Origin of the sequence: Halomonas shengliensis (genome assembly GCF_900104135.1) — a bacterium.
Lineage (GTDB): Bacteria > Pseudomonadota > Gammaproteobacteria > Pseudomonadales > Halomonadaceae > Halomonas > Halomonas shengliensis.
The window spans coordinates 62,737-85,763 of the sequence record NZ_FNIV01000008.1; the positions used below are offsets into that span (position 1 = coordinate 62,737).

At 67.6% G+C, this 23,027-nt stretch carries 21 protein-coding genes; 3 read left to right on the top strand and 18 right to left on the bottom strand.

Annotated elements, in window-relative coordinates; all coding sequences use genetic code 11:
• Positions 1–28: 28 nt before the first annotated feature.
• A complete protein-coding gene (locus tag BLP95_RS12250; protein WP_089679795.1) occupies positions 29–580 on the top strand; it encodes a cupin domain-containing protein in 552 nt (183 codons plus the stop codon).
• A gap of 9 nt (positions 581–589) precedes the next feature.
• On the opposite strand, the gene BLP95_RS16720 is transcribed toward BLP95_RS12250, so the two are convergent.
• The 4 genes from BLP95_RS16720 to BLP95_RS12265 all read right to left on the bottom strand — a co-directional run bounded on the left by BLP95_RS16720 (position 590) and on the right by BLP95_RS12265 (position 4,580).
• The gene (locus BLP95_RS16720; protein ID WP_143004422.1) at positions 590–760 is read right to left on the bottom strand and encodes a DUF6435 family protein; all 171 of its coding nucleotides are present in this window, start codon (positions 758–760) and stop codon (positions 590–592) included.
• 145 nt (positions 761–905) lie between these two features.
• A complete protein-coding gene (locus tag BLP95_RS12255) occupies positions 906–2,426 on the bottom strand; it encodes an aldehyde dehydrogenase (RefSeq protein WP_089679798.1) in 1,521 nt (506 codons plus the stop codon).
• Complete coding sequence (locus BLP95_RS12260) at positions 2,423–3,814, bottom strand: aspartate aminotransferase family protein (protein WP_089679800.1); 1,392 nt, start codon at positions 3,812–3,814, stop codon at positions 2,423–2,425. Before BLP95_RS12260 ends, BLP95_RS12255 begins: the two co-directional genes overlap by 4 nt.
• A complete protein-coding gene (locus tag BLP95_RS12265; protein WP_089679802.1) occupies positions 3,801–4,580 on the bottom strand; it encodes a gamma-glutamyl-gamma-aminobutyrate hydrolase family protein in 780 nt (259 codons plus the stop codon). Before BLP95_RS12265 ends, BLP95_RS12260 begins: the two co-directional genes overlap by 14 nt.
• A gap of 241 nt (positions 4,581–4,821) precedes the next feature.
• Between BLP95_RS12265 and BLP95_RS12270 the strand changes: the two genes are divergently transcribed.
• Positions 4,822–6,198: a glutamine synthetase family protein gene (locus BLP95_RS12270; protein ID WP_089679804.1), complete on the top strand. Its 1,377-nt coding sequence runs from the start codon at positions 4,822–4,824 to the stop codon at positions 6,196–6,198.
• 12 nt (positions 6,199–6,210) lie between these two features.
• Here the strand turns inward: BLP95_RS12270 and BLP95_RS12275 are convergent, their stop codons facing one another.
• The 8 genes from BLP95_RS12275 to BLP95_RS12310 all read right to left on the bottom strand — a co-directional run bounded on the left by BLP95_RS12275 (position 6,211) and on the right by BLP95_RS12310 (position 15,111).
• Positions 6,211–6,879 carry a glycine zipper 2TM domain-containing protein gene (locus BLP95_RS12275; protein WP_089679805.1) on the bottom strand — a complete coding sequence of 223 codons (669 nt, stop codon included), beginning with the start codon at positions 6,877–6,879 and terminating at the stop codon, positions 6,211–6,213.
• 297 nt (positions 6,880–7,176) lie between these two features.
• Positions 7,177–8,322 (bottom strand): iron-containing alcohol dehydrogenase, encoded by a 1,146-nt coding sequence (locus BLP95_RS12280; protein ID WP_089679807.1) that lies wholly within the window; start codon positions 8,320–8,322, stop codon positions 7,177–7,179.
• 16 nt (positions 8,323–8,338) lie between these two features.
• A complete protein-coding gene (locus BLP95_RS12285) occupies positions 8,339–9,721 on the bottom strand; it encodes an aldehyde dehydrogenase family protein (RefSeq protein ID WP_089679809.1) in 1,383 nt (460 codons plus the stop codon).
• A 73-nt stretch (positions 9,722–9,794) separates the two neighbouring features.
• On the bottom strand, positions 9,795–11,165 hold the full coding sequence (locus tag BLP95_RS12290; RefSeq protein ID WP_089679811.1) for a glutamine synthetase family protein: 1,371 nt from the start codon (positions 11,163–11,165) through the stop codon (positions 9,795–9,797).
• A gap of 101 nt (positions 11,166–11,266) precedes the next feature.
• A complete protein-coding gene (locus BLP95_RS12295) occupies positions 11,267–12,319 on the bottom strand; it encodes a TRAP transporter substrate-binding protein (protein ID WP_089679812.1) in 1,053 nt (350 codons plus the stop codon).
• A gap of 83 nt (positions 12,320–12,402) precedes the next feature.
• Positions 12,403–13,725 carry a TRAP transporter large permease gene (locus BLP95_RS12300; RefSeq protein WP_089679814.1) on the bottom strand — a complete coding sequence of 441 codons (1,323 nt, stop codon included), beginning with the start codon at positions 13,723–13,725 and terminating at the stop codon, positions 12,403–12,405.
• A complete protein-coding gene (locus BLP95_RS12305; RefSeq protein ID WP_023005889.1) occupies positions 13,725–14,321 on the bottom strand; it encodes a TRAP transporter small permease subunit in 597 nt (198 codons plus the stop codon). The genes BLP95_RS12300 and BLP95_RS12305 overlap by 1 nt, the downstream gene beginning before the upstream one ends.
• Positions 14,314–15,111, bottom strand: coding sequence for an N-formylglutamate amidohydrolase (locus BLP95_RS12310; RefSeq protein WP_089679816.1), 798 nt, complete (start codon positions 15,109–15,111; stop codon positions 14,314–14,316). The genes BLP95_RS12305 and BLP95_RS12310 overlap by 8 nt, the downstream gene beginning before the upstream one ends.
• Before the next feature lie 145 nt (positions 15,112–15,256).
• Here BLP95_RS12310 and BLP95_RS12315 point away from each other — a divergent pair, with 145 nt between their 5' ends.
• Positions 15,257–16,135, top strand: coding sequence for a MurR/RpiR family transcriptional regulator (locus tag BLP95_RS12315; RefSeq protein ID WP_089679818.1), 879 nt, complete (start codon positions 15,257–15,259; stop codon positions 16,133–16,135).
• Positions 16,136–16,193: 58 nt separating this feature from the next.
• On the opposite strand, the gene BLP95_RS12320 is transcribed toward BLP95_RS12315, so the two are convergent.
• The 6 genes from BLP95_RS12320 to BLP95_RS12345 all read right to left on the bottom strand — a co-directional run bounded on the left by BLP95_RS12320 (position 16,194) and on the right by BLP95_RS12345 (position 23,018).
• A complete protein-coding gene (locus BLP95_RS12320) occupies positions 16,194–17,486 on the bottom strand; it encodes an NAD(P)/FAD-dependent oxidoreductase (RefSeq protein ID WP_089679820.1) in 1,293 nt (430 codons plus the stop codon).
• Positions 17,487–17,633: 147 nt separating this feature from the next.
• Positions 17,634–18,713 carry an ABC transporter substrate-binding protein gene (locus tag BLP95_RS12325; RefSeq protein ID WP_245678744.1) on the bottom strand — a complete coding sequence of 360 codons (1,080 nt, stop codon included), beginning with the start codon at positions 18,711–18,713 and terminating at the stop codon, positions 17,634–17,636.
• A 65-nt stretch (positions 18,714–18,778) separates the two neighbouring features.
• Positions 18,779–20,143 (bottom strand): glutamine synthetase family protein, encoded by a 1,365-nt coding sequence (locus BLP95_RS12330; RefSeq protein WP_023005883.1) that lies wholly within the window; start codon positions 20,141–20,143, stop codon positions 18,779–18,781.
• Positions 20,144–20,195: 52 nt separating this feature from the next.
• Positions 20,196–21,260, bottom strand: coding sequence for an ABC transporter substrate-binding protein (locus tag BLP95_RS12335; RefSeq protein ID WP_023005882.1), 1,065 nt, complete (start codon positions 21,258–21,260; stop codon positions 20,196–20,198).
• A gap of 40 nt (positions 21,261–21,300) precedes the next feature.
• Entirely contained in the window at positions 21,301–22,098 is a 798-nt protein-coding gene (locus BLP95_RS12340; protein WP_023005881.1) for an ABC transporter permease, read from the bottom strand.
• On the bottom strand, positions 22,095–23,018 hold the full coding sequence (locus BLP95_RS12345; RefSeq protein ID WP_089679822.1) for an ABC transporter permease: 924 nt from the start codon (positions 23,016–23,018) through the stop codon (positions 22,095–22,097). Before BLP95_RS12345 ends, BLP95_RS12340 begins: the two co-directional genes overlap by 4 nt.
• Positions 23,019–23,027: the final 9 nt, after the last annotated feature.

The window sequence follows — 23,027 nt, forward strand, 5'->3', positions numbered from 1 at the left end:
GCGAGGGATAGAGCCAAGGAGACGCGCCATGGCCGATGACGTCGGCGAACGCCTGCGCACGCTGCGCACCCTGCGCGGCATCTCCCAGCGCGAGCTGGCCAAGCGCTGCGGGGTGACCCACTCCAGCCTGTCGCTGATCGAGCAGGGCAAGGTGAGCCCCTCGGTCAGCTCGCTAAAGAAGATCCTCGACGCCATCCCCATGAGCGTCGGCGACTTCTTCACCATGGACCTGGAGAACGGCCGCCGAGTCTTCTATTCGGCCGAGGACCTGGCCGACGTGGGCTCGGGGGACGTCATCTACAAGCTGGTGGGGGCCGACCGCCGTGACCGGGCGCTCTCCTTCATGGTGGAGACCTACCCGCCCGGGGCCGACACCGGCCGCGAGATGATCGCCCACCAGGGCGAGGAGGCCGGCGTGGTGCTGGAGGGCGAGATCGAGATCACCATCGGCGCCGAGACCCGCCTGCTGGGCCCCGGCGAGGCCTACTACTTCGAGACCAACGTCCCCCACCGCTTCCGCAACCCGGGCGGCGAACCCTGCCGCCTGGTGAGCTGCGCGACCCCCGCCCGGGCCTTCTGAGGCCCGGGCTCAGCCCTTCTTGAGCCTGTCGATCTCCGCGCGCAGCGCCTCCGCCTCCTCGGTGAGGGAGGCGTTGGCGCGCATGTCGCCGTTGCGGGCGGCCTGCATGGCCTGCTCGAGCTTATGCTCGTAGGCCTTCTGCAGCTTCTTGGTCGGGTCCGTCTTGAAGAGTCCGAACATGGGGGCATCTCCTCTGAGGGGTGTGCCCACAGCCTACCCCTTCCGACGGGATAAAGCGATACAAGACCTGTACGAATGATTCACCACAATACAACAAGGCCGGCGCCATGGCGCCGGCCTCGTCGCGTTGGGGGGATCGCGCGGCTCAGGTGGCCAGCGACATCCACACGCTCTTGAGGTCGGAGTACTCCTCGAGGCTGTGGTGGGACTTGTCGCGGCCATTGCCGGACTGCTTGACCCCGCCGAAGGGCATGGTCTGGTCGCCGCCGGCCCAGTTGTTGACGAACACCTGGCCCGAGGCCAGCCGCCGGGTCACCCGCATGATGCGGTCGATATCCTGGCTCCACAGGCCCGCCGCCAGGCCGTAGACGCTGTCGTTGGCCAGGCGCACCGCCTCCTCCTCGGTATCGAAGCCGAACACCGCCAGCACCGGGCCGAAGATCTCCTCGCGGCCGATGGCCATCTCGGGGGTCACGCCGTCGAACACCGTGGGCGGGATGAAGAGCCCCTTGCCATCCACCACGGTGGCCTCGCCTCCGGCGCGCAGCCGGGCGCCCTCATCCTGGCCGCGACGGATGAACTCCAGCACCCGGCGGTGCTGGGTTTCGTCGACCATGGCGCCCATGAAGCTCTCCGGGTCCAGCGGGTCGCCGGGCTGCATGCTCTCGGCGGCGGCCACCACCTTGTCGATGAAGGCCTCGCGGATCGCGTTCTCGACCAGCAGGCGGGAGCCGGCGATGCACACCTCGCCCTGGTTGTGGAAGATCGCCTCGGCGGCGTGGCGGGCCACGCGATCGAGATCCTTGCAGTCGGCGAAGACCAGGTTCGGGCTCTTGCCGCCGCACTCCAGGTAGAGGCGCTTGAGGTTGGACTCGCCGGCATACTGCATCAGCTGCTTGCCCACCCCGGTGGAGCCGGTGAAGGCCAGGCAGTCCACGCCCATGGAGAGCGCCAAGGCCTTGCCCACGGTGTGGCCGAAGCCCGGCAGCACCTGGAAGACACCCCGCGGCAGGCCCGCCTCCTTGGCCAGCGCCGCGAGGCGTAGCGCCGAGAGCGGCGACTTCTCCGAGGGCTTGAGGATCACGCTGTTGCCGGCGGCGAGCGCCGGAGCCACCTTCCAGGCGGTCATCATCAGCGGGAAGTTCCAGGGCACGATGGAGGCCACCACGCCCAGCGGCTCGCGCAGCACCAGCGCCAGGGTCTCCTCGCCGGTGGGGGCGACCTCGCCGTAGAGCTTGTCGATGCACTCCGCCTGGTAGCGGAAGCAGGCGATGGCGCCGCTCATGTCGCCCAGCGAGCTTGAAATCGGCTTGCCCATGTCCAGGGTGTCGAGCAGGGCGAGCTCGGCCTTGTGGGCCTCCATCAGGTCGGCCAGGCGCAGCAGCACCTTCTTGCGCTTGCCAGGGGCCAGGCGCGACCAGTCGCCGCCATCGAAGGCGGCGCGGGCGTGGCTCACCGCCACGTCGGCGTCGGCACCGTCGCAGCTCGCCACCCTCGCCAGCACCTCGCCGGTGGCCGGGTTGGTGCTCTCGAAGGTCTCGCCGCTGGCGGCGTCGACGAAGACATCGTTGATGAAGGCGCGGGTCTCAAGGCCTTCTCCGGCGGTCAGGTCGGCGGCACGTTGCTGCCACTCGGCCCGGGTGCGGGGCATCTCGGGGCGACTCATGCGGGGGTCTCCTGCTGCGGTTCGGTGAGGGTGTCGGCCAGTCGGGCCAGGGTAGCATCCAGGGCGGCGCGCGCCTTGTCGACGAGCTCGTCGATCTCGGCGTGGGTAATCACCAGCGGCGGCGAGATGATCATGGTGTCGCCCACCGAGCGCATCACCAGCCCCGAGGCGAAACAGAGGTCGCGACACAGGTTGCCCACCGCCAGCGACTCGTCGAAGCGCTCGCCGGTGGCGGGGTCGATCAGCTCCAGGGCGCCGATCAGCCCCAGCGAGCGCGCCTCGCCCACCAGCGGATGCGCGCCGAGTGCCTGCCAGCGCTGTGCCAGGTAGGGGCCGAGGTCGTCGCGTACCCGCTCGACCACGCCCTCCGCCTCCATCAGCTCGAGGTTCTTCAGCGCCACCGCGGCGCAGGTGGGGTGACCGGAGTAGGTGAAGCCGTGGAAGAACTCCCCGCCCTCCTCGATCAGGGTGTCGGCGACCCGGTCCCCCACCAGCACGCCACCGATGGGCAGGTAGCCAGAGGAGAGCCCCTTGGCGATGGGCATCAGGTCGGGCTCGAGCCCGTAGTGCACGCTGCCGAACCACTCGCCCAGGCGGCCGAAGCCGCAGATCACCTCGTCGGCCACCAGCAGGATGTCGTACTTCGCGAGCACCGCCTTCACCGCCGGCCAGTAGCTGGCCGGCGGGATGATGGCGCCGCCGGCGCCCTGCACCGGCTCGGCGATGAAGGCGGCCACGTTCTCCTCGCCGAGCTCGAGGATCTTCGCCTCCAGGGCCGCGGCGCAGTCACGCCCGAAGGCCTCGGGGTCCTGGCCCTCGGACCGCCCTTCTCCAAACCACCAGGGCTGGCGCACATGGGCGATCTTCGGCACCAGGGGGCCGCCCTGCGCGTGCATGGGGGCCATGCCGCCGAGGCTCAGCCCGGCCACGGTGGAGCCGTGGTAGGCGTTCTCGCGGCCGATCACCCACTGCTTCTCGGGTTGCCCCTTCAGGGCCCAGTAGCGGCGCACCATGCGCAGCACGGTGTCGTTGGCCTCGGAGCCCGAGCCGGTGAAGAAGACGCGGTTGAGGTGACCAGGCGCCAGGCGGCAGAGGGTCTCGGCGAGTTTCACCGCCGGCGGATGGGTGGTCTTGAAGAAGTTGTTGTAGTAGGGGAGCTGACGCATCTGGGCGGCGGCCGCCTCCACCAGCTCCTCACGGCCGTAGCCGAGGTTGACGCACCACAGGCCGGCCATGCCGTCGAGGATGCGGTTGCCCTCGGAGTCGATGATGTAGACCCCCTCGCCGCGCTCGATGATGCGGCTGCCCTCCTCGCCCAGGGCCTTGAAGTCGGTGAAGGGGTGCAGGTGGTGGGCGCGGTCGAGGCGCTGATAGTCAGGCGTCTGCATGGTCGAGGGCTCCCGGCGACTGGACACGGTGGGCGTGGCGCGCCCCGCAGGCCGCGGCGAAGGCGCGGAACAGGGCGTCGTAGAGAGGGTGCTCGCGGGGCTGCCACTCGGGATGCCACTGCACCGCCAGGGCGAAGCCCGGGGCATCGCGCACCGAGATCGCCTCGATGAGCCCGTCCGGGGCGTGGGCCTCGGCGACCAGGCCCGGCCCCAGGCTGGCGATGCCCTGCTGGTGAAGCGAGTTCACCCGCGAGGTGGGCTCGGGATGGAGCGCGGCCAGCCGCCCACCGGGCACGATGGCAAGGTCGTGGCTCGGGGCGTACTTCTCCGCCCGCTCGCCCTCGGGCTCGCGGTGGTCGATCAGCCCCGGTACCGTCTGCACCGCCTGGTGCAGGGTGCCGCCGAAGGCCACGTTGAGCTCCTGGAAGCCGCGACAGATGCCGAACAGCGGCAGGCCGAGGTCGAGGGCGGCGGGAATCCAGGCCAGGGCGGCGGCATCCCGATCCCGGTCGTCGCGGGTATTCTCCGGGGCCCGCTCGGCGCCGTAGCGTCCCGGCGCCATGTTGGTGTAGCTGCCGGTGAGCAGCAGGCCATCGAGGTGGGCCGGCAGGTCGCCGGCCACGGCATCTTCCCAGACCGGCAGGATCACCGGCGCCAGGCCGTACTCGCGCAGCGCGGCCAGGTACTTGTCGGTGACCATGTGGGCCGGATGGCCCTCCACCTCGCGACGGCAGGCGATCACGCCCACCAGGGGTCGGGACGACATGGCGCCCTCCTCTCGGTTATGAAGCCAGATGTTATGCTTTGCTCAACATAGCGCGTCACACCGCCGATGCCAAGCGACACCCCGGCGGACGTCATATGGCGTCACTTTACTTGGAAGAATTCGGCGCTTTCGGGGCGCCGGGGCGGCGGACAGCATGCCGGCCAGGCGTAAAGAATTTGACAACACCCCGAACCACCCTCAAAGATAGCGCCATGCCAAGCAGAACAAGGGACGTCACGCCATGTCGCCACACCCCGCCGCCGAGGCGCGAGACTTCCTCGCCCGCCATCCCGAGATCGAGAACGTCGACCTGCTGATCAGCGACCTGAACGGCGTGCTGCGCGGCAAGCGGGTGGCACGCGAGAACCTCGAGAAGGCCTACACCCAGGGCATCAACCTGCCCGCCTCGGTGTATGCCCTGGACATCCTCGGCAACACCATCGAGGAGACCGGGCTGGGGCTGGCCAGCGGTGACGCCGACCGGGTCTGTCGGCCACTTCCCGGCACCCTGATGCCTACCCCCTGGCGCCGCCAGGGGCGTCAGGCCCAGCTGCTGATGGCCATGGAGGAGCCCGATGGAACGGGCTTCTTCGCCGAGCCGCGCCGGGTGCTGGCGCGCCAGCTGGCGCGCCTGGCCGAGCGTGGCCTGACCCCGGTGGTCGCCGTGGAGATGGAATTCTACCTGGTGGATCGTGAGCGCGATGCCGGCGGCTCGATCCAGCCGCCCTGCTCGCCGGTGACCGGCGAGCGTGCCAGCCAGAGCCAGCTCTACTCGGTCGGCGAGCTCGACGAGTATGCCGACTTCCTCGGCGAGGTGCAGGGTGCGGCCGAGGTCCAGGGGCTGCCGCTGGACACCATGCTCAAGGAGTGTGCGCCGGGCCAGTTCGAGATCACCCTCAAGCATGGCCCGGACGTGCTGGCCGCCTGCGACGCGGCGGTGCTGCTCAAGCGCCTGATCAAGGGGGTGGCCCAGAACCATGGCTTCGAGGCCACCTTCATGGCCAAGCCCTACGGCCTGGAGGCGGGCAACGGCACCCATGTGCATATCAGCCTGCTGGACGCGTCCGGGGAGAACGTCTTCGCCGACGCCGAGGGCGACGTGCTGGGCAGCATGACGCTGAAGCAGGCGATCGCCGGCCTGCTGGCGCTGATGCCGGCGAGCATGGCGCTGTTCGCGCCGAACCTCAACTCCTTCCGCCGCTTCCAGCCAGGGCTCTACGTGCCCATGGCCCCCACCTGGGGCTTCGACAACCGCTCGGTGGCGATCCGCATCCCCTCCGGCCCCAACGCGGCGCGGCGCCTGGAGCACCGGGTGGCCGGGGCCGACGCAAACCCCTACCTGCTGCTGGCCGCCCTGCTGGCCGGCATCGAGCATGGCCTCTCCGGCGAGCTCGCGCCGCCCCCCGCGATCACCGGCAACGCCTACGACCAGGTCGCGCCCAGCCTGACCAACAGCTGGCGCCAGTCACTGGAGCTGCTCGAGGCGAGCGAGCCGCTCTGCGAAGCCCTCGGCGACGACTTCCTCACGGTCTTCCTGGCCAATCGGCGTGCCGAACGCGATCTCGCCATGCAGCATGTCAGCCGCCTGGAGACCGACTGGTACCTGCGCCACGTCTAGGCGCGGCGCGCCTTATGCCTCGGTGATGGCCTCGTCCGACGCCTCCCCGGACCCGGCCCGCCACTGCACCTCGCCGTCGACGACCGGCAGGCGCTCGGCCTGGGGCGGTTCCTCCAGGCGGTGGATGAGCTCCTCACCATCGAGGCGGTAGGTGACGTCATAGCCGTGGGTCTCCTCGTGCGTCTCCATGACCGTGCGGCACTGCTCCTCGGTGATCACCCGCTCGCGGGTCTCGTAACGCGTCTCGTAGCGCACCTGGCCGGCCGCCTGGGCGTGCTGGCGCGCCTCGACCCGCTCCTGCACCTCGCGCCCGGCCAGGGCACCGCCGATGGCCCCGGCCACGGTGGCGATCTTCTTCCCGCTGCCGCCCCCCACCTGATTGCCCAGCAGGCCGCCCACCAGGGCCCCCGCCGCGCTGCCGACGATGCGGTGCGGGTCGCGGCTCGCCGCCGGCCCGGAGGGGGCCTGCACCGGCACCTCCACCGGCACCTGCTCGGTCACCACCCGCTCCACGTCCTTGCACACCTCACGGGGCCGTTCCACGCTGCGGGTCACGGGCTGCACGCTCACGACCTCGGCGTAGCGGGGACCGCTCGGCTGCTGCACCTGCCAGGCACCGAAGGCCAGCCCGCCCAGGCCCAGCACGGACAGGGTCGTGCCCACCACGATCGACTTGTTCATCTGTCACCTCCTGACGTGAGTGGAACACCACTCGCTGAAACACCATCGGGCTCCAGGCGTGAGTGACCCTATCGCGGTCTAACGATGAGAGCGGCAGCACGCTCCAGTGCCACCGACGGGGGTCAGTATACGAGAAGGCACAGGATCGCGGGGCGGGAGAAGGCGGCTTCCACAGACTCTCCCCGGCCGTCTCCATAAGGAGACAGCCGGGGCGTGATGCTGGGCTCGCCTCACCCGCCGCTGCCCGGGAGACGAAGCGCGCCCCCGGCGAGGACGCGGCCAGGGGCCGGGCGACGCCTACAGGCAGCGCTGGAACAGCGCCCTGAGGTTTTCGACGGTCAGGGGCACCGGGTTGCCACCACAGCTGGGGTCCTGGATCGCCATCGCGGCCAGGTCGTCGAGACGATCCGGGGTGACCCCGACCTCGGAGAGGGTGCGCGGGATGCCCAGCCGATCATTGAGCTCCTGGGCGAAGGCCCGGAAGCCATCGAAGCCGCCCGCGATGCCCAGATAACCGGCCGCCATGTCGAACCGCTCGCGAATCACCTCGGCGTTGAACTCGAGCACCGCCGGCATGCAGATCGCATTGGTGGTGCCGTGGTGGGTGTTGAAGACGGCGCCGATGGGGTGGCTCATGGCGTGGATGGCGCCGAGCCCCTTCTGGAAGGCCGTGGACCCCATGAGGGCCGCACTCATCATGTGCGCCCGTGCCTCCAGGTCCGTGCCGTCGGCATAGGCGCGCGGCAGGTACTCCTTGACCAGGCGCATGCCCTCCAGGGCGATGCCCTGACTCATCGGGTGATAGTGCGGGCTGGAGAACGCCTCGACGCAGTGGGCGAAGGCATCCAGCCCGGTACCCGCGGTGATCGGCCTGGGCATGCCGACCGTCAGTTCGGGATCGCACAGCACCACTCGGGGCAGCACCCTGGGATGGAAGATGATCTTCTTCTCATGGGTACGGGAGTTGGTGATCACGCTGGCCCTGCCGACCTCCGAACCGGTCCCGGCGGTGGTGGGCACCGCCACGATGGGCGCGATCGCCTCGGCATCCGCGCGCTGCCACCAGTCACCGATATCCTCGAAATCCCACACCGGACGCGTCTGGCCGGACATGAAGGCCACCATCTTGCCCAGGTCCAGCCCCGAGCCACCGCCGAACGCGATCACCCCGTCATGGTCGCCGGCCCGGAACGCCTCGACCCCTGCCGCCAGGTTCTGCTCGTTCGGATTGGGATCCACCTCGGCAAACAGGTGTCGGCCAAGCCCCGCCGCCTCGAGAATATCCAGCGCTGTCCGGGTGATCGGCAGGTCCGCCAGGCCACGGTCGGTGACCAGCAGCGGTCGGCTCATGCCCGCCTCGGCACAGGCCGCGGGCAACTCCTCCAGGCGGCCTGCCCCGAACCGGATGGCGGTGGGGTAGGTCCAGTTTCCGGTCAGCATCATGTCGTCACCCTCTTGGTCATGTTGTTGTTTTCTTTAAATAGTAGGACTTCGGCCGGGTCAGGTTGTGGTAGCCGATCACCGACAGGCCGCCGCCGCGTCCAGTGTCCTTGCAGCCGGTCCAGCACAGCCCAGGATCCAAATAGTCGGCACGGTTCATGAACACGGTGCCGGTCTCGACACGGTCTCCCACACGCTGGGCCCGCTCGATATCGGCGGTCCACAGGCTGGCGGTCAGGCCGAACCGGCTGTCGTTCATCAGCCGGATCGCCTCCTCATCGTCCGCCACCGGCATGATGCCGACCACCGGCCCGAAGCTCTCATCACGCATCACCCGCATCTCATGGGTTACCCGGGTGAGGAGCTGTGGCGTCAGGTAGGCGGCCCCATCATCCTCGGGTTTCCGGGCGATATGCGCCTTGGCACCGGCCGCCAGGGCCTCATCGATCTGGGCACGCACCTCCCGGGCGAAGCGGATATTCGCCATCGGACCGATATCGGTATCGGCGGCCAGGGGGTTGCCCAGCCTGTAGCCCTCGACGATCGCCACCGCCTTGTCAACGAAGGCCTCGAACAGGCGCTCGTGCACATAGATGCGCTCGATTCCGCAGCAGCACTGCCCCGAGTTGAACATCGCGGCGTCGATCAGGGTGGCGACCGCGGCATCGAGGTCGGCATCCTCCATGACATAGCCCGGATCCTTGCCGCCCAGCTCCAGGCCCAGCCCGGTGAAGGTACCGGCCGCGGCCTGCTCCATGGCACGACCGCCGCCTACCGAGCCGGTGAAGTTGACGAAGTCGAAGGCCCGCTCGGCGATCAGGGCCGAGGTCGTCGCGTGGTCCAGGTAGACGTTCTGGAACACCTCCTTGGGCACCCCGGCTGAGTGGAAGGCGCGCGCCAGCCGCTCGCCCACCAGCAGCGTCTGGGTGGCATGCTTGAGCAACACCGTGTTCCCCGCGATCAGGGCCGGGGCCAGCGTGTTGATCGCGGTCATGTAGGGGTAATTCCAGGGTGCCACCACCAGCACCACCCCGTGCGGGACTCGCTTGATGAAGCGCTTGACCGTGGCGTCCTCCCCCACCGCGATATCGGCCAGCGCCTCCTCGGCGATGGCCGCCATGTGGGCGCCGCGCTCCTCGAAGCCAGCGAACTCGCCGCCATAGCGAACCGGTCGACCCATCATGTGCGCCAGCTCCGGCACCACCTCGTCGTTCATCTCCCCCACCGCGGCGATACCCGCCCGCACCAGTGCGATCCTCTCCTGGAGAGGGCGTGCCGCCCAGCTCGCCTGGGCGGAGCGCGCCCGCGCCGCGGCCTGCCGCGCGGCATCCAGCGACAGGGCCTCTCGCTCGGCGTAGACCGAGCCGTCGATCGGCGAGATGCATCTCAGGATGTGGCCCATCGTCTTCTCCCGTGTGTGGAAAGTGCGTCTCCCCGGCTCCCATGAGCAGGGGTCCGGTCGGCATGGCGCGGCGTCACGAGCGCTCGAAACCGCGTGCCACCTCGTAATCGGTCACCACCCGGTCGAAGTCCTCGAGCTCCACCTCGGCGGCGCGGCTGTAGTGATCCACCACCGCATCCCCCATGGCCTCGCGCAGCATGGCGGAATCTTTCAGGGCGTGCATGGCATCGCGCAGATTCTGCGGGATCAGGCCCGTCTCCCCCTTATAGGTGTCCCCCTTGGCGGGCGGCGGCAGCTCGAGCGCCTCCTCGATGCCCTTGATGCCGGCGGCGAGCTGGCCCGCCATGGCCAGGTAGGGATTCAGGTCGGAGCCGCCGATGCGACACTCGATGCGCACCGCCCGCGTGTTGTCGGCGCAGAGACGAAACCCGGCGGTGCGGTTGTCGACCGACCAGACGGTTCTGGTCGGGGCGAAGGAGCCCTTCTGGAAACGCTTGTAACTGTTGATATAGGGGGCCAGGAAGTAGGTGTAATCCGCCGCATACGTCAGCAGGCCGGCCAGGTAATGCTTCATCAGTGCCGACATGCCATGGGCATCACTCTCGTCGAAGAAGGCCGGGGTCTCACCCTGCCATAGCGACTGATGGATATGGGTGGAACTGCCCGAATGGCCGTGATGCCACTTGGGCATGAAGGTCACCGCCCTGCCCTGCTGCCAGGCGATCTCCTTGGTCGCATGCTTGGCGATGGTGTGATAGTCCGCGGTATCGAGCGCCTTCGCATAGCGGATATTGAGCTCACCCTGGCCGGAACCGGCCTCGCCCTTGGTACCTTCCACCGGTATGCCCGCCGCGTAGAGATGGTTGCGAAGGGGGCGCAACACATGCTCTTCCTTGGTGGTCTGGAAGATATGGTAGTCCTCGTTATATCCGCTGATCGGTGCGATATCGCGGAAGGCGTTCCTGCGGATCTCGTCGAGGTTCTTCTCGAACAGGAAGAACTCAAGCTCGGTGGCCATGACTGCATCGAAGCCCAGCGCCTCCAGCCGTGCGAGCTGGCGCTTGAGGATGGTACGCGGGGCATGGGGCACCGGGTCGTGAGTGTGATGATCCAGCACATCGCACAGCACCATGGCCGTGCCTTCCAGCCATGGCACGGGGCGCAGCGTGGTCAGGTCCGGCTTCATGATGTAGTCGCCGTAGCCGGCACTCCAGGAGGTGCTGGCATAGCCGTCCGGTGTTTCCATCTCGAGATCGGTGGCCAGCAAGTAATTGCAGCAATGGGTCTCGCCCCACCCCTCCTCCACGAAGTGACGCGCATGGAGTCGCTTGCCCATCAGGCGCCCCTGCATGTCGACGATGCAGACGAGCACCGTATCCACCTCACCGCTTCTCACCTTGGCCTTCAGGTCCTCAAGGGCATCCAAAGCCAGCGCATTGGTCATTACCGACGCTCCTCATTGCATCAACATATCCAGGCCCACTCTCACCGGAAGGGGGCCTGCCCCAGGGACATGCCCCGGCGCCGCCGGGGCATGTGACCTGATCAGGCATCGGTATAACGATAAGGCCTGCCGGCCTTGCGCATATCGGCGTTGTACTGCTTGAAGATCTCGACCACCCTGGCCTTGGTCTCCGACTCCGCCGCGATCTCCTCCCAGAACGCCTGGGCGGCGGTTTCCACCTGATCCCACTCGGCATCGGGGATCGAGGTGAGCTCCAGCTTGTCGCCATGGACGCGCAGCCTGGCCTCGCCCCCCCAGTACCAGTGCTGGCGGTAGTAGTGGGACTGTTCGCAGCACACCTCGAAGAGCAGCCTCAGGTCTTCCGGAAGCTCGTTCCAGCGCTCCATGTTGACGAAGAAGTGACCGATCCAGGCACCCGAGATGTTGTTGGTCAGGAAGTAGTTGGTGACGTCGGCCCAGCCCACCGTGTAGTCCTCGGTGATGCCGGACCAGGCGATGCCATCCAGCTCGCCGGTCTGGACGGCCACCTCGATGTCCTCCCAGGGCAGGGTCACCGGCACCACGCCGAACTGCGACAGGAAGCGCCCCGCGGTGGGGAAGGTGAAGATACGCTTGCCCTCGAGGTCCTTGAGGCTGCGGATCGGCTCCTTGGTGGCGAAATGGCAGGGATCCCAGGCACCGGCGCTGACATGCTTGACGCCGACCTTGGCATACTCCTCCTCCCAGATCTCCTTGAGGCCGTACTGGTGGAACAGCACCGGCACATCGAGGCTGTAGCGCGAACCGAAGGGGAAGTAGCCACCGAAGACGGTGACCTCGGTGGGGGATGCCATGGAGTCGTCGTCCGACTGCACGGCATCGATGGTGCCGCGCTGCATCGCCCGGAACAGCTCGCCCGTCGGCACCAGCTGATCGGCATAGTAGAGCTCGATCTGCATGCGGTCCCCGGCGATCCGGTTGAAGAGGTCGATGGCCGGCTTGGCGACATGCTCCGCCAGGGCGGCACCGGCATAGGTCTGCATGCGCCACTTGATGGTGGGCTCGGACGACGATTGGGCCATGACCCGAGAGGCGAGGGGCGCGATGGCGGCACCCGCCGCGGCATTGATCAGAAACTTGCGTCTTGTTGTCATTTTCTCGTTCTCCTGGTGTTGACTATCGGATGTGACACCTTGCCGGCCCCTGGTGAGGCTCTTGTTGTTGATTCCTGCCACGGTCAATTCCCATAGATGTAGCCCGGGAGCCAGAGTGCAATCTGCGGAAAGACCATCACCAGGCCGAGGGCGAGCGTCATTACCAAGACGAAGGGGAGGATCGACCGATAGATATCGCCAAGCCCGATCTCGGGCGGCGCCATGGCCCGCATCAGGAACAGGTTGTAACCGAACGGCGGGGTCATGTAGGCGATCTGGGTGGTGATCGTGTAGAGCACCCCGTACCAGATCAGGTCGAAGCCGAGCGCATCGACCAGCGGGACATAGAGCGGCGCCACGATCACCAGCATGGCGGTATCGTCGAGGAAGGTCCCCATCACGATGAAGCTGAGCTGCATCAGGATCAGGATCATCCAGGGCGACAGCCCCAGGCGCTCGGTGAACAGGTCCTCGATGGCCCTGACCGCGCCCAGCCCGTCGAAGATGGCGCCGAAGGCGAGCGCGGCCAGGATGATCCACATGAACATGCAGGTGATGGCCAGGGTCTGGCGCACCGACACCTCGAACACCTTGCGGGTCATTCGCCCCTTGAGCGTCGCCGCCAGCAGTGCGGTCACCGCCCCCACGGCGGAACTCTCGACCAGTGAGGTCCAGCCCTTGACGAAGGGCACCATCATCACCGCGAAGATGACCAGCGGCAGCAGGCCCGCCCTCAGCAGGCGGAGCTTCTCGGCAAGCGACACATCGCGCTCCTCGACGGGCAGCACCGGCCCAAGGGAGGGCTGCAGGCGGCAGCGGACATAGATATAGAGGATGAACAGCGTCGCCATCATCAGCCCCGGCAACACCCCGGCGAGCCACAGCTGGCCCACGGGCTGGCGCGCGATCATCGCGTAGAGCACCAGCACCACCGAGGGCGGCACCAGAATCCCCAGGCTGGAACCCGCCTGGATGACGCCGGTCACCATGATCTTGTCGTAGCCCCGCCGCAGCAGTTCGGGCAGGGCGATGGTGGCACCGATCGCCATCCCGGCCACCGACAGGCCGTTCATGGCCGAGATGAGCACCATGAGCCCGATGGTCCCGATGGCGAGGCCGCCCCTGACCGGCCCCATCCAGACATGGAACATGCGGTAGAGGTCATCGGCGATGCGGCTCTCCGAGAGCACATAGCCCATGAAGATGAACATCGGCAGGGTCAGCAGCGGATACCATTTCATCAGCTTCATCGCCGATGAGAACGGGATATCGACACCCCCCGTGCCCCACAGCAGCACGCCGGCCAGGGCACCGACGAAACCGATGGCGGCGAACACCCGCTGGCCGGTGAACAGCATCAGCATCATGGCGCTGAACATGACGATGACGATCATCTCGTACGGCATCAGTCGAGCACCCCGCGCAGGCGGCCGATATCCTTGAAGAACTCGGCGAGGGACTGGAGGATCATCAGGAACACGCCGAGACAGAGGAGCGTCTTGATCGGCCACAGCCAGGGCCGCCAGGCCGTGGGGCTGCGCTCCAGGAAGCCCAGCGCCTCGCCCGCCGCCGACGGGCCCTCGGTGAAGAAGGTCGCGATGAGGGACAGGAAGAAGTCGAAGGGTTCGCTACCGAAGTAGCCGAGGGAATAGGCCGTCGACACCAGGCCGCCATAGAGCAGCACGCCGAGATAGAAGAGCAGGAAGAAGACGGTGATGGCATCGACCCACGCCTTGGTCTTGGGACTCCAGTCGCCATAGAAGAGGTCCATGCGCACGTTCGCCCCCATCTGGATCGAGTAGGGCCCGCCCAGCACGAAGTAGGCCACCATGACGAATTGCGCGGTTTCCAGGGTCCACAGCGAGGGGGTCATGAACACCTTGGACGCCGACGACCACAGCAGCACCGCCATCAGCACGAAGATCAGGTACATCGCCATGCGACCGATGACGCGGTTCATGGCCTCGATGGCACCGATATAGATCAGGATCGCCCTAGGCATCTTGCTGCCCCTCCCCGGCCGCTGGCGTCATCCCCAGGCTGGCCAGGGCGGGCCGGATCAGCTGCACCAGCTCCCGGGCCAGCGCCTCCTCCCCTTCCGGCGTGGCGAGCAGATCATTGCGGATCTCGATCATCACGTTCGCCAGCCCGTTGGCGATGCCGTGCCGCTTCAGCGAGTGGGTCACCCCGTCCTCGGGCCCGTAGGGCGCGTTGCGCTCGATCCGGCGATGGGGAAGGCGCGGGGCCTGGGCCAGCATCGCATCGGCCAGCCGTCGGTCGACATCATGCAGGATGCCGATCTCGACCGCCCGGACCCGACCATGAAAGCTCGGCGTGAAGCTATGCAGGGTGATCAGCACCGTCGGGGTGCGATGTGCCGCCCGCTCGGCAAGCAGCCGGGTCACGGCGTCGCAGAACGGGCGGTAGACGGCCTCGACCCGCGCCGCGCGCTGGGCGGCGGTCAGCCGGTGATTGCCTGGCACGTCGATGACCTCCACACGCGCGGGCATGGCGCTTTGTGCCTCGGGGGGACGGTTGCAGTCGTAGACCAGCCGCGAGACCCGGCTGGCCACCAGGGGCGCATCCAGCATCGCCGACAGTTTCACGGCCACGGCCCGCGCCCCGATGTCCCATACGGCATGGCTGCGACGATGCTCGGGCTTCAGGCCAAGGTCATGGTAGTGCGCAGGGATATGCGATGAGGCGTGCTCACACAGGAGAACGGCGGGGCCGCTGCCCTGCCGATGGTGGATCTCGACGCTAGGGGATGGCTGCTCGACGGTGCTGGACATCAGGACTCCTCCATGGTCCTGTAAAGATATAGACGCAGGAAAGACAGCCCGTCAAAATTTGTTCAGTGGGCGTCGCCACCCCCTGCCGCCGGCGTCACCGGGTGACCCGCCACGACCGCAAAGGACGCGTTATGAGGCACGCAGCATGACGACCAACGACCCATCCGCCTCCGTGCGGGAACTGATTCGCCAGCACTTTCCGTCACTCACGCAGGCGGAGCGCAAGTTTGCCAACGCCCTGCTCGACAACTACCCGGCGGCCGGCCTGGCGTCGATCACCATCGTGGCGGGCAACGCGGGAGTCTCCACTCCCACGGTGGCGCGGATGGTCAAGAAGCTGGGGTTCGGTGGCTACCCGGAGTTTCACAAGGCCCTGCTTCGCGAGCTGGAGGCGACGGGGGTCGGCCCCACCCAGCGGCGCGCCAACTGGTCATCCGCCGCACCCGAGACGCACCTGCTCAATCGCTTCGCCGAGGCGGTCACCGGCAACATCCAGCAGACCTTCGCGCATGTCGACAAGGAGCGGTTCGATCGGGCCACCGCTCAGCTGGCCGACGCCGACCGGCGACTCTACATCGTCGGCGGGCGCATCACCCAGGCGCTGGCCGACTATGCCTTCACGCACTTCCAGGCGGTGCGACCCCGGGTGACCCACATGACCTCGTCCTCCGGCACCTGGCCCCATTACGTCCTGGACATGGCGCCGGGTGAGACCCTGCTGATCTTCGATATCCGACGTTACGAGACCAACCTGCTGCGGCTCGCGGAGATGGTCCGCAGGCGCGACGTGCGCATCGTGCTGTTCACCGACCAGTGGGGCTCACCCGTCTCCTCCCTGGCCGACGTCACCTTCAACTGCTGGGGGGAGATTCCCTCGGGATGGGACTCCAGCGTGGCGACCATGATGCTGCTGGAGACCATGATCGCCGCGGTCCAGGAACGGCGCTGGCCGGAAGCCCGCGACCGCTACGAGCGACTGGACGAGCTGTTCGACATGACGAGCCTGTTCCGCAAGTTCACCTGATTCCCCGCCCCGCCTCCCGCGCCGGTCGCTGTTTCGGCAACAGTGAGGGGGCCGGCCCCTATATCCCTAACCTGTCGCGGGTCTGGTAGTACCAGGCGCCGATCGCCGAGAGCGGCACCCGCAACAGGCGCCCCCCCGGGAACGGCAGCTGGGGCAGCCCGGCGAAGGCATCGAAGCGCTCCCCCTGGCCGTGCATCACCTCGGCGATCAGCTTGCCGGCCAGGTGGGTACAGGTGACCCCGTGGCCGGAGTAGCCCTGGGCGTAGTAGACATTGCCGTTGACCACCCCGAACTGGGGCAGGCGGTTCAAGGTCATCAGGAAGGTGCCGCTCCAGGCGTAGTCGATCGCCACGTCGGCAAGCTGGGGAAAGGTCTTGAGCATCTTGGGCCGGATCACCGCCGTGATATCCGCCGGGTCGCTGCCGCCGTAGTTGACCCCGCCGCCGTAGAGCAGGCGGTTGTCGCGGGTCAGCCGGTAGTAGTCGAGCAGGTAGTTGCAGTCCTCCACCGCCAGGCCATTGGGGAGCAGCGCACGGGCGCGCTCCTCGCCCAGCGGCTCGGTGGTGATGATCTGGGTGCCGCAGGGCATCGACCGGCCCTCGATCTCCGGCAGCACGCCCTTGAGGTAGGCGTTGCCGGCCATCACCACCCGTTCGGCGCGCACCTGGCCGTTGGCGGTGGTCACCACCACGGGTTCGCCATGCGCAAGGCCGGTCACCGGTGAGTATTCGAAGATGCGCCCACCCAGCGACTCCAGGGCGGCGGCCTGACCCAGCACCAGGTTGAGCGGGTGCAGGTGGCCGCCGCCGTGATCCACCAGGGCGCCGGTGTAGCGGTCGGAATTCACCTCGCGCTTGAGCGCCGCCCCCTCCAGCAGCTCCAGTTCGCGGTAGCCATAGCGCTCCCACAGCGCCTGGTGCTCACGCAGCCCCTCGAGCTGCTTTTGATTGCAGGCGGCGAAGAGGTTGCCGTCCCTGAGATCGCAGTCGATGGCGTAGCGCTCGACGCGCTCGCGGATGATGCGGTTGCCCTCGAAGGCCATGTCGCCCAGGGCACGGGCAGTCTCGGCACCGTACTTGGCCTCGATCACATCCATGTCGCGGCTGTAGCTGTTGACGATCTGGCCGCCATTGCGCCCGGAGGCGCCGTAGCCGACCCGGACCGCCTCCAGCACCACCACCGAGAGGCCACGCTCCGCCAGGTGCAGGGCGGCGGAGATGCCGGTGAAGCCGGCGCCCACCACGCAGACGTCGCATTCGACCTCGCCCTCGAGGGCGGGGCGCTCGGCAGCGGGGTTGGCGGTGGCGGCGTACCAGGACGCGGCGTGATCGGGCTCGAACGAGACGGACATGAGACCCCCTTGGAAATTTTATTCAACACCTTATCGCCATACTACCGAGGCTTGGCGGAATATGGCAAACGGCATGACATGTAATACTCACCAACAGAACGCCGCCGGAGGCGAGCCTCCGGCGGCGTGATGGCACGCGAGGGCGGTTCAGCGGCTACGCGCCTCGTTCCACAGCTCCTGGAGCAGCTCCAGCTGCTCACCGCTCACCGAGGGGGTGAAGTGCAGCCGCTCGCGGGCGGAGGCATCGGGCATCACCGGCGGCTCGCGCAGGGCGTCGTCGACCCGCTCGAGGGCGGCCTCGTTGGGCGTGGTGTAGAAGTTGTAGTTGGCCAGGCGGGCGGCCACCTCGGGGCGCAGCAGGTACTCGATGAAGGCAAGGGCCGCCTCGGGATTGGGCGCCCGGGCGGGGATCGCCATGACGTCGACCCAGCGCTGGGAGCCCTCCTCGGGGATGAAGAAGCCCAGCTTGCCGTAGGTCTCGGGATCCTCGGCGCGCTTGCCGGCCAGATCGCCGTTATAGGCGATGCCGGCATGGATCACGCCGCTGGCCACCTGCTCGATGGCCGCCGTGGCATCCACGAAGCCGACGAAGTTGTCGCGCCCGCGGGTCTCGATCACCAGTCGCGCTGCCTCCACCCAGGGCGCCTGCCCCACGCAGTCGAAGCCGGCGCCCTGGAAGGCGCAGGCGGTGCCGAAGGTGAACTGGGCATCGCCCTTGAGCAGCGCGAAGGGGTAGTCGCCGTTGACCTCGGGGTCATAGAGCAGCCCCCAGCTGGGTGCCGGCTCGGGCCAGGTCTCGGTGTTGTAGACGATGCCGGTAGCGCCCCACAGGTAGGGTACGGTGTAGTCACCCTCCGGGTCGTAGCTCGGCGCCCGGAACTCGGCGAGGATGTTGTCATGCCCCGCGAGTGCCTCGCCCGCCTCGGCCAGCGGCTGCACCAGGCCGGCGTCGATCAGGCGCGGCACGAAGTAGTCCGAGGGCACGATCAGGTCGTACTGGGCGTCGCCGCCGGCGGTGAGCTTGGAGAACAGCTCGGCGTTGGAGTTGTAGTAGTTCTGCACCACCTCCAGGCCGCTCTCCTCCTCGAAGTCGGCGATGATCGCCGGGTCCATGTAGTCGGACCAGTTGAACAGCCGCAGCTTGCCGTCGTCGGCGGCCGCGGCCACGCTTAGCGTGAGCAGGCCCAGTCCGGCCAGCGGCGCCCAGCGACTCGGTGTCATCGGCATCGTCACTCTCCTTGTCTCGTTCCTGTTGGATGGAGCCCTCGTGGGGCGAGGGCCCCGCTATCAGCCTAGACCCGAAGCAGCAGATGCTCCCGCTCCCAGGAGCTGATCACCTGGAAGTAGGCGCGGTGTTCGGCGCGCTTCACCGCCAGGTAGCTGTGGGTGAAGCGCTCGCCGAGGATATCGGCCAGGGCCTGGCAGCCGTGCAGCAGGTCCAGGGCCGGGCCGATATCGTCGGGCAGCTTGTGGCCACCGGACCAGGCGGAGCCGGTCATCGGCGGGCGCGGCTCGAGCTGGCTGAGCATGCCCAGGTAGCCGCAGGCCAGGGAGGCCGCCATCACCAGGTAGGGGTTGGCGTCGGCACCTGCCAGGCGGTTCTCCACCCGGGTCGCCGCGGCGCCGGAGACCGGCACCCGCAGCCCCACGGTGCGGTTGTCCATGCCCCACTCCACGTTGATGGGCGCCGAGCCGCTGCTATCGGTACGCATCAGGCGGCGGTAGGAGTTGACGTTGGGGGCCAGCAGCGGCATCGCCGCGGGCAGGTACTTCTGCAGCCCGCCGATGAAGTGGTGGAAGAGGCGGCTGGGCTGGCCATCATCGCCGGCGAAGACGTTGTGGCCCTCCTTGTCCAGCAAGCTCTGGTGGATATGCATGGAGCTGCCCGGCTCGTTGGCCATGGGCTTGGCCATGAAGGTGGCGTACATGCCGTGGCGCAGCGCCGTCTCGCGCAGGGTGCGCTTGAACATCACCACCTGGTCGGCCAGTGCCAGCGGGTCACCGTGCTGGAAGTTGACCTCCATCTGGCCCGCCCCCTCCTCGTGGATCAGGGTGTCCAGGTCGAGGTTCATGGCCTCGCAGTAGTCGTACATCTCCTCGAACAGCGGGTCGAACTCGTTGACCGCGTCGATGGAGAAGGACTGGCGACTGCTCTCCTGGCGCCCGGTGCGCCCGATCGGCGGCTCCAGGGGGTAGTCGGAGTCGGTGTTGGTCTTGACCAGGTAGAACTCCACCTCCGGGGCGATCACCGGGGTCCAGCCGCGATCGGCGTAGAGCGCCAGCACCCGCTTGAGCACGTGGCGCGGCGCCAGCTCCACCGGCTCGCCGGTCAGGTAGTAGCAGTCGTGGATGATCTGGGCGGTGGGGTCGTCGGCCCAGGGCACCAGGTAGATGGCCCCGGGGTCGGGCACCAGCTCCATGTCACGCTCGGCGGGGTTCCAGAAGCGGATGTCCTCGTCGTCGGGGTAGCCCCCGGTGACGGTCTGGATGAAGATCGAGTCGGGCAGGCGCGGCCGCCCGCCGTTGAGGTACTTGCCGGCGGGCATGATCTTGCCCTTGAGGATGCCGGTCAGGTCGCTGACCAGGCACTCCACCTCGGTGATGCCGTGATTCTGGAACCAGTCGTTGAGGAGCGGCTGCTCCTGTCGGTTACTCATGGGAATGTCCTTGCTCATGGGAAGGCGGCCCCCGTCGCCGGGGGCCGTCCGCTCAGCGTGACTGCACCTCCGACCACAGCTGCTGGAAGATCTGCAGCGACTCGCCCTCGAGGCTCGGCGTGAAGCGCAGGCGCTCCATGTCCGCCTCGCTGGGCTGCACCGGCGGCTGGGTCAGCACCTCGTCGAGGTAGGGCTCGGCGGCGGCATTGGGGCTGGCGTAGTAGTTGTAGTTGGAGAGCTGGGCGCCGACCTCGGCATCGAGGATGAAGTCGATGAACTTGTGGGCCATGTCGGGGTTGGGCGCCTCGGAGGTGACCATCATGGAGTCGACCCACATCTCGGCGCCCTCGTCGGGGATCATGAAGTCCAGCGTGGCGAAGGACTCGGGATCCTCGTCCTTGAAGAAGAGGTAGTCGCCGTTGTAGGAGAGCCCGACGTGGGTCACGCCGCGGGCCAGCTGCTGCAGCGCCGGGGTGCCGTCGGTGAAGCCGCTGAAGTTGTCACGCCCCTTGGTGTCGATCAGCAGGCGCGCGGCCTCCTTCCAGCCCTCGGGGTCGGTGCAGTCGTAGCCGTGGCCGAGGTAGGCGCAGGCACCGCCCAGGCTCACCTGGCCGTCCCCCATCAGCGCGAAGGGGTGGTCCGGGTTGACCTCGGGGTCGAACAGCAGCGACCAGCTCTTGGGCGCGTCGGGGAAGGTCTCGGTGTTGTAGACCACCCCGGTGGTGCCCCACTGGTAGGGCGCGGTGTACTCGGCGCCCGGGTCGAAGGCCGGATCCTGGAACTGCTCCATGACGTTGGCGAAGTTGGGAATCTTCGACTTGTCGAGCTTCTGCACCAGGCCGGTCTCGATCAGCCGCGGCACGTAGTAGTTGGAGGGCACGATGATGTCGTACTGGGAGACGCCGCCGGCCTGCAGCTTGGAGAGCATCTCCGGCAGGGAGTTGAAGTAGTTCTGCACCACCTCGACGTCGTGGGCCTCCTCGAAGGCCTCGATGATCGCGGGGTCCATGTACTCGGTCCAGTTGAACAGGTAGAGCTTGTTCTCCTGGGCCTGGACACTGCCGGCCAGCAGCGCAGCGCCGACGGACAGGGCGAGGGCGGTCTTGTTGATTGTCATGATGACTCTCCTGGTTTCCCCGTTGGGATGGAATGCCGGCTCAAGCCTGCCGGCGACGGCTGAACATCAGGCTGATGATGGCGGCGATGGCCACCGCGCCGATCATCAGGGTAGCGATGGCGTTGATCTCCGGCGACACCCCCTTCTTGATCGCGCCCCAGATGTAGATCGGCAGCGTCGCGCTCTCGGGCCCGGCGGTGAAGAAGCTGATGACGAAGTCATCCACCGAGAGGGTGAAGGAGAGGAAGAAGGCCGAGATCAGCGCCGGCTTGATGGTCGGCAGCATGAAGTGGATCACCCGCTTGGCGGGGGTGGCGTAGAGGTCCTTGGCCGCCTCGAACAGCGTCGGGTCGAGCCCCACGAAGCGCGAGTAGACGATCAGCGCCACGAAGGGGATCTGGAAGGTGACGTGGGCGATGATCATGGTGCCGAGCCCCGGCTGGAAGAGCCCGGTCAGGCGATGGACCTGCACGAAGAAGGCCATCTCCGAGATGCCGAAGACGATGTCCGGCAGCACGATGGGCAGGTAGATCAGCACGATCAGCCAGCCCAGCTTGCGGTGGCGATGGCGGTACATGCCGTAGCCGATCAGGCAGCCGATGCCGAGGGCGATCACAGAGGAGACGATGGCCAGCACCATGCTGTTGGCGAAGGCCGAGAGGATCTGCTCGTTGCCCATCAGCTGGTGGTACCAGCGCCACGAGAAGCCGGTGAAGCTGGCCGCGCTGTTGGAGGCGTTGAAGGAGAACAGCACCACCACGGCGAGCGGCAGGTAGAGGAAGGCCAGAGTGAACCACCAGAAGCCGGTCAGGCCACGCTTGAGCGTACGCTTTCTCATATCACCACCTCCTCGCCGCCACCCAGGCGCTTGCCGATGCGACGCATGGCGAACAGCCCCACGAAGGTGGCGATCAGCATCAGGATCGCGCCGGCCGCCCCCAGCGGCCAGTTGGCCCCGCCGGAGAACTGGTTGGCCACCAGGTTACCGAGCATCATGCCCTTGCCGCCGCCGAGCAGCTCCGGGATCACGTACATGCCGAAGGCGGGGATCGCCACCAGCACGATGCCGGCCAAGAGCCCCGGCAGGGTCTGGGGGAAGACCGCGTGCCAGAAGGCGCGCACCGGCGAGGCGTAGAGGTCCTGGGCGGCCTCCACCTGGGCGGTGTCGAGCTTCTCGAAGGCGGCGTAGAGCGGCAGCACCATGAAGGGCAGGAAGTTGTAGACCAGCCCCAGGGTGACCGCGAAGTTGGAGGGGTAGAGCCCCATGTTGGGCGGAATCAGCCCCAGCCCCTCGGCCAGGCCGGAGAGCGGGGTCCCCGGCGCCAGCAGGTTCATCCAGCCGAAGGTGCGGATCACCTGGTTGGTCCAGCTGGGCACCACCACCAGCAGCAGCATGATCGGCCGCCACTTCTCGCGACAGGTGCTGATGTAGTAGGCGATGGGATAGGCCACCAGCACCACCAGGCCGGTGGAGACCAGGGTCTGCCACAGCGAGCGCAGCAGGGTATAGAGATTGCCCGGGCTCCACCCCAGGAAGCCGAAGCCCGCCAGGCGCTCGAACGACGCAAGTGACAGCGGCATCTCCGGCAGGCCGTAGGGGCCGTTGGTCATGAAGGCCACGCCCATCAGGTAGGCGCTGGGCAGCACCAGGAAGATGACGATCCAGGTCGCCCCCGGTGCCACGGTGAACAGCAGGTGGCGACTCTCGCGCACCATGGCCCGGCTGCGGGCCGATGGGGTCACGCCGGCGTAGGACATGGGAGGCTC